This is a genomic window from Mesorhizobium sp. WSM3626, from assembly GCF_000513935.1.
In the GTDB taxonomy this organism is placed as follows: Bacteria; Pseudomonadota; Alphaproteobacteria; order Rhizobiales; family Rhizobiaceae; genus Mesorhizobium; species Mesorhizobium salmacidum.
This window is the reverse complement of the sequence record NZ_AZUY01000048.1, coordinates 41,727-47,929: the sequence shown is the minus strand read 5'-3', so window position 1 is coordinate 47,929 and position 6,203 is coordinate 41,727. Positions and strand designations below refer to the sequence as shown.

Sequence of the window (6,203 nt, the reverse complement as noted above, 5' to 3'; positions counted from 1 at the left end):
TTAAGAGTTCGGTGCCGAGCGCACGCTCGACACTGAAGGCCGGAACTTGCAAGCAGAGGAGAAGATGGTGTGACCGGTCGAACCGGGACGAGCGAGACACTCCGAGGTGCTCACTGGCAGTCAATGTCGTGTACGTGTTTGGAACTCGCTATCCGTGAAGCCCATCTAGGCCAGCGCTCACATATCCGCGCGCAAAAGGCCGGACATATGAGCGCAAGCGATCCGATCAAATCATCTTCAGCCAAAACCTTGCAAGCAGGGGGCCGTCCACATATGAGCACCGGAAGCGCAGGAAGACACTGTTTGCAGGCCGGCATCACCTGAATATCGACAGATCCGAAAAAAAGGCCGGCAAGGGAAAGTATTCCTCGCCGGCCTGCCTCACCCGCCCGTGGGCCGGTTATCAGAACGATCCCATCATCTGAAAGAAACCGGCCTTCATCGCCACTACCGGTTGCCGCCCAGCGCCGAGGCAAGGCGCACAAGCGAAAGGAACTCGGACCTGTACCCAAACGGGTCGGCTCCTCGGGCGGCAGTGGCAATCTCCATGATCTTGTCGTAGCCGAACTTCGCGGTCGCATCCTCGTCGCGCAGCTTTTGGCCGAAGGCCGCCACCGCGACGGAGAAACGCTGATCGGTGCTCGCCTGGTCGAAGGACGCCACCTCGTTGGCCGAGGTCACCGGCGTAGTGATCAGCTTCGAGACGTCCTCGTTCGGCAGCTTGTAGCGGATCTTGACGAAGGCATATTCGTCCGCATTGGCAACGCCGCCATTGTTCACCATGGCCTGGCCATAGCGTAGCGGATCGATCTGCTCGCCACCACCGCCCTTGGGCGTGATCTCATAGATCGCGGTGACCGAATGGCCCGAGCCGATATCGCCGGCATCGACGCGGTCATTGTTGAAATCCTCGCGGTTGAGCGCCCGGGTCTCGTAGCCGATCAGTCGATATTCGGAGACCTTGTCCGGGTTGAACTCGACCTGGATCTTCACATCCTTGGCGATGGTGAACAACGTCGAGGAAGCATCCTCGACCAGCACCTTCTCGGCCTCGGCCAGCGTGTCGATATAGGCGGCGGTGCCGTTGCCGTTCTGGGCAATGGTCTGCATCATTTCATCGTTCAGATTGCCGCGGCCGAAGCCGAACACCGACAGGAACACGCCGGTCTTGCGCTCGCTCTCGATCAGCCGCTTCAGGTCGTCGTCATCGGTCTGGCCGACATTGAAGTCGCCGTCGGTGGCAAGCATCACCCGGTTGACGCCGTCCTTGATGAAGGACTGCTGAGCAAGCTTATAGGCTTCCTTGATGCCGGCCTCACCTGCCGTCGAGCCACCGGGTTGCAGATTATCGATGGCATTGAGGATCTTGTCCTTCTCGGCAACCTTTGTCGGCATCAGCACGGTGCCGGCGTCACCCGCATAGGTGACGATCGAGATGGTGTCGTCGGTCTTCAGCTTGCTGACCAGCAGCCGGAATGCCGACTTGAGCAGCGGCAGCTTGTCCGGTTCGTCCATCGAGCCCGACACGTCGATCAGGAAGACCAAATTGGCCTTCGGCTGCTCGGTCGGCTTGATGTCGAAACCCTTGATGGCGACATGCATCAGCTTGGTGTGCGTGTTCCACGGCGTCGGCATGACGCTGACTGTCGAGTTGAACGGCGTCGATGCCGAGTCCGGCCCCTTCCAGTCATAGGGGAAGTAATTGATCATCTCCTCGACGCGGACAGTATCGGCCAGCGGCAGGTATCCCTGCTTCAGTGAGCCGCGCACGAAGGAATAGGAAGCGGTGTCGACATCGATCGAGAAGGTCGAGACCGGGTCTTCCAATGCGGCGTGCACCGGATTGGTCTTGAAATCCTGGACTCGGTCGCGGTTTTCCTCCTGCGGCGCGATCTGGTCGGCCGGGATGGCCGCCGGCTGCTGCGGGGCCACAAGCTTGGACTCAGCTCCCTGGACGCGATTGGCCCGCGCGGCATTGGGCGCGCTTGGCATGAGACCGGTACTCTCCCGTGAAACTTCACCGGTGGGTGCAGGCGCCGGCCTGGAGGCTGGCAAAGTCCCAGACTCAACCTCCTTGCCGCTGTAGGTCTTCAGGTCAAGCCTCGACGATAAAGTGGGGCTTACCGGCGCGTTCGGTTGTGCTGCGCCACCGGCGACAGTCGATTCGGATTTCGGCGGCGCGGCCGACGCAAGGGCGTCGCTGGCATCGCGATCTTCCACATCCGCGCTGACCTTCTTGTCCTTGGCCGGCGCGGTGGTCACGGTCGGCTCGTTGACGGCCTGATCTCCCGGTGCCTGCTTGGTCAATGGCTTCAGCGTCGCCGGCTTGTCGGCCAGCGTCTCGGTGATCTTCTCGTCGCCGCCGAACGGCGACGGCTGTTCCCTCAGCATATGGAAGGTGGCGTATCCGGCGATCGGCAGGGCGACGAGCCCAGCGATGGCCGGCGTGGCAATGAGTTTCTTTTGCATGATCTCGCTCCAGAGCTTTCGTGCTCGCTCTGTGAGACGAAGGCCGCCGACCGATCCTTGGGTGACGGCGGAAATATTCTGCTGGTCATAGGCGCGCAGGGCGGCCTCGAAGGCGCGCGCCTTCGCGCTCTCGCCGGGCGCCGGTATTGCTGCGTCGCGCAGCTTTCTGAGTTCGTTGTCGTCGACCATGGTCACACTTCCCCGGCTGAACGCATCACTGTCTTCAGCCGTTTCTTCGCTTCATGGATGTGCCAGGAAACCGTCGTCTCCGAGATCGCCATCGCCTCGGCGGCGGCCGCGTGGCTCAAACCTTCGCCATAGACAAGCATCACGGCATCGCGCTGCTTGTCGGGCAATTGCCGCACCGCCGCCCACAGCGCCTCGGCGGGGTCTTCGCTCTCGGCCGGGGCCCCGCCCGAAATCAGCGCATGGACGCCATAGGCCTCGGTCTTGACGGTCTCGCGCGCGGTCTTGCGCATCAGGTCGCGCGCGGCGTTCATCGTCATGGCATAGAGCCATGTCGTGAAGGCGCCGCCGCCGCGATAGTCGCGGATCGCCTTGCCGAGCCGGATGCAGACTTCCTGGGCGATGTCCTCGGCATCCGCCTTCCTGCCGCACCAGCGATAGGCGGCGCGATAGACGAAGTCGTAGTGACGCTCCAGCAACTTGCCGAAGGCCCCCTTGTCTCCGCCCTTCGCCCGCCCGATCAGCTCGGCGTCGGAGGCTTCGCTCTCATCCAGCATCATCGCCATCATTTGCCTGTTGGACGAAGGCTAATGGCTAATCCTTGGGGTGATGGAAAGATTTTTTTCGAATTGGGACTCTTGCACCTGGGGGCGGGTTGAGATTCAGGGCAGGCCGGCCCCACCAGAATATCAACACGCCTGGCCCGCCGCCCAGCCTGACGACCACGCCCATTGGAAATTATAGCCGCCGAGCCAGCCGGTAACGTCGATGACTTCGCCGATGAAGAACAGACCAGGTATCGATTTCGCCTGCATGGTCTTCTGGTCGAGGCCATTGGTGTCTACCCCGCCAAGCGTCACTTCGGCCGTCCGGTAGCCTTCCGAACCGGCTGGCTTGATGCGCCAGTCGTTGACCGCGGCCTCGACGGTTTTGATCTGGACCTCCGAAAGATCGGCAACATTGCCGTCGAGCCCGGTTCGCTCGGCTATCCCCTGGGCCAGCCGTTTCGGCAAATGATTTGCCAGCACGGTCTGCACCGCTTGCCGGCCATTGTCACGCTTGGCGGCGCGGACGAGCTCAGCCACATCCACGCCCGGCAGCATGGCGATGCGGATTTCATCACCCTCGCGCCAATAGGAGGAGATTTGCAGGATGGATGGCCCGCTGACACCGCGATGCGTGAACAGCATCGCCTCGGAAAACCGCGTCTTGCCGCAGGCAATCTCGGCGTCGACGGCGTTCCCGGCCAGGGGCGAAAGCCGCTCAAGCGTCTTTGCATCGAAGGTCAGCGGCACCAGGGCGGGCCGTGTTTCGACGATTGCAAGGCCAAACCGTTCGGCAAGCTCGTAGCCGAAGCCCGTCGCGCCCATCTTGGGGATCGACTTGCCACCACAGGCCACGACCAGGGACTGGCAAGAGACCGCGCCGGTGGAGAGCGTGAGTTCGAACCCTTGCTCGGTTTTGCTGACAGTCTCAACGCGGGTCGACAATACCAGCTCGGCGCCCCTGCCACGCATTTCCGAGACCAGCATGTCGATGATCTGCCGCGCGGAGCCGTCACAAAACAGCTGTCCCAGTGTCTTCTCGTGATAGGCAATGCCGTGGCGTTCGACGAGCGCGATGAAGTCGCGTTGCGTATAGCGGCTGAGCGCCGAGATGCAGAAATGCGGATTCCTCGAGATAAAATTCTTCGGGCTCGTATGGATGTTGGTGAAATTGCACCGGCCGCCGCCGGAGATACGGATCTTTTCGCCAGGTGCCGCCGCATGATCGAGGATCAGCACGGAACGGCCGCGCTTGGCGGCCTCCACGGCGCACATCATTCCGGCGGCGCCGGCGCCGATGATCACGACATCATAGGATTGCATCAGGCTGATCGTTCCCGCATGACCCCGCGCCGCACTAGCCGGGCGAGCCGCTCATTCGGCCCTGATACCTCCAATGTGCCGCGCGGCCAACAGGTGGCGAAGGCTCAGACCAGCGTTTCGGCTAACAGGTCAGTCAATCGCTTCCAATGCCGCTCGGCACCGGCTGCATTGAAGACACCATGGTCGGGCACGCACCAGCCATGTGCCATGCCGACATAATTCTCGATCAAACGGTCGACTTCAGCATTCCGCAGTGCCTCTTCCAGCCGCATCGACTGCTCCGGCGGAAAGCTCCGGTCGACGCCGCCATACCGACATAGACGCGGGCCTTGATGGAAGCCGCCTTGCGGTGCGGGCTGTCGGCGGCATCGCTGGCAAGATTGCCGCCATGGAAACTGGCGGCGGCCTTGATCGTGTCTGGATACGTCGCAGCGGCGTTGAGCGCCCGCGCGCCGCCCATGCAATAACCGACAGTGCCGATCGGCCCTGTCACGCCTTCGGCGGACATTGCCTCGAGAAACGCGCCGCTGTCGCTGATGGTCATCTCTTGCGTCGTGCCGGTGACCAGGGCCATCAGTGCCGCCTTGGTCTTTTCCTCGGTGAAGGCGGTCTTGGCGTCGAACGGCCCGTAAGGCGCATTGCGATAGAAGAGGTCGGGCAGCAGCACCGCATAGCCCTCGCCCGCCAGCCGTTCGGCCATTTGGTTAAGCGCCGGCCGTGGACCGAAGGCGTCCTGGTAGAGGATGACACCGGCCTTGGCCGGAGAGACCTTGGCCGAGCGGAACAGGCCAGCCTTCGCCACGCCGTCACGGGTCTTGATCTGAAGGTCCTGCTTCGCCATTGCCTGCTCCGTTGATCAGATGGGCGATACATATCCGCGCAAGCGGCCACGGCAAGGCGGTTTGCCTGAACCCGCCAGTCAACATTTCGTGGGATCGCGTGACGCGCTAAAGACCAGCGAATGCAGCCATATGGAAGGCCTGAACCTCTGCCGGATAGCGGTAGCTTGTGCCATACGGGCAGGCATTGCGGTCAAGGCAACCACCAGTGCGGCACGACCCGCCATTCGCCCCGCGCACATGCGCCAGGCAGGGCTGGTAGGCGAACCCTTCCGTGGAATAGGCATCGACCGGACAGGATTTCAGACAGGGTTTGTCGACGCATGTGTCGCAGAGATGGATCGCCCCGCCAGGCTCCGGAAGCGCTACCTCCTCCTCGAACAGCAACGCGCCGCGATAGGCATGCCACAGCCCATATTGCGGGTGCATGAGGATGCCGAGCGGCGACGGCCTCAGCCCCTCCGCCCGAACAGCCCATTGCTGGAACGGCAGGAAAGGTTTGTCGGACGGCGAAACGGCGCGCGCGCCAAACTTTTCTGCCACAGCGCCAATCACCTGCCGCGACCAGGTGTCGAGAGGATTGGCGATCACCTTTGGCTGCTGCCGCCGCCAGCGCAGGAAATGCGGCCAGGGTGCCGCACCCGCCTGCCCTACCAGCAGGACGCACTTTGCCGGCGCGCCCGAGACGCCATTAGGGGCACCGTCGTGAGGGGGAAAAAGAAAGCCGCCACGCAGGATGAGGCCGTTGGCGCCAAGCGCGGCCGTGATCTCCTCGATCATGCCGCGCACGCAAATCATCCCTTCTTGTCCGGATCGGAGAAGGCGCTCCGCCAGACTTCCT

Annotated in this window: 4 protein-coding genes and 1 pseudogene; all 5 read right to left on the bottom strand. The window is 62.6% G+C overall.

What is annotated here, in order from left to right:
• Nucleotides 1–447: 447 nt before the first annotated feature.
• The 5 genes and pseudogenes from M653_RS0125690 to M653_RS0125670 all read right to left on the bottom strand — a co-directional run bounded on the left by M653_RS0125690 (nt 448) and on the right by M653_RS0125670 (nt 6,151).
• Nucleotides 448–2,658: a VWA domain-containing protein gene (locus M653_RS0125690; RefSeq protein WP_027145900.1), complete on the bottom strand. Its 2,211-nt coding sequence runs from the start codon at nt 2,656–2,658 to the stop codon at nt 448–450.
• Nucleotides 2,659–2,660: 2 nt separating this feature from the next.
• Nucleotides 2,661–3,221 (bottom strand): RNA polymerase sigma factor, encoded by a 561-nt coding sequence (locus M653_RS0125685; RefSeq protein WP_027145899.1) that lies wholly within the window; start codon nt 3,219–3,221, stop codon nt 2,661–2,663.
• 123 nt (nt 3,222–3,344) lie between these two features.
• A complete protein-coding gene (locus tag M653_RS0125680; RefSeq protein ID WP_027145898.1) occupies nt 3,345–4,523 on the bottom strand; it encodes an NAD(P)/FAD-dependent oxidoreductase in 1,179 nt (392 codons plus the stop codon).
• 104 nt (nt 4,524–4,627) lie between these two features.
• Nucleotides 4,628–5,364 (bottom strand): annotated as a pseudogene (locus M653_RS1000000134695) (dienelactone hydrolase family protein).
• A 106-nt stretch (nt 5,365–5,470) separates the two neighbouring features.
• Nucleotides 5,471–6,151: a 4Fe-4S dicluster domain-containing protein gene (locus M653_RS0125670; protein WP_027145897.1), complete on the bottom strand. Its 681-nt coding sequence runs from the start codon at nt 6,149–6,151 to the stop codon at nt 5,471–5,473.
• Nucleotides 6,152–6,203: the final 52 nt, after the last annotated feature.

Coding starts and splice junctions, on each gene's coding strand:
- M653_RS0125685 (WP_027145899.1), bottom strand. CDS start 3,221: ATGGCGATGATGCTGGATGAGAGCGAAGCCTCCGACGCCGAGCTGATC.
- M653_RS0125690 (WP_027145900.1), bottom strand. CDS start 2,658: ATGGTCGACGACAACGAACTCAGAAAGCTGCGCGACGCAGCAATACCG.
- M653_RS0125680 (WP_027145898.1), bottom strand. CDS start 4,523: ATGCAATCCTATGATGTCGTGATCATCGGCGCCGGCGCCGCCGGAATG.